Here is a 382-nt window from a genome sequence, read left to right on the forward strand (position 1 = left end):
CAGAGCAGCAACTGAAGCAAGTATAATAAATTGCGGATGCGTTAGTTGAAGCTTTTGAAGTTCCTTTTTGATTTGACTATGCCAATTATTATAAACTCTTGCAAATAGTAAGCCGGTTGATTTTTGATAGTCATCCTTGTATAAAGAATTAAAATGATACATACTACTCCTTTTCTACTATATCTTTTAGCGTTAAGACAGAGCTCGGGACATCAGCAAAAACTTGCTTTAAAAAATTAACCTGCTCATCCGAAGGATCTTCGCACACGAGGGACACACTATGCTTTAACGTAATGAATCCCGTCTCCCCTTCTATGATGTCATGTTCAAAAAGTATGCTTCCTACTGGCGTTTCGGATATGTCTGTGAAAGAGTGTTGATC

Annotated in this window: 1 pseudogene; it reads right to left on the reverse strand. The window is 37.4% G+C overall.

From position 1 onward, the window contains the following. Positions 1-163 precede the first annotated feature (163 nt). Positions 164-382 (reverse strand): annotated as a pseudogene (locus tag FH871_RS35145) (polyketide cyclase); the annotation flags it as partial.

It is taken from the genome of Larkinella sp. C7 (assembly GCF_006149005.1).
Classification (GTDB): domain Bacteria; phylum Bacteroidota; class Bacteroidia; order Cytophagales; family Spirosomataceae; genus Larkinella.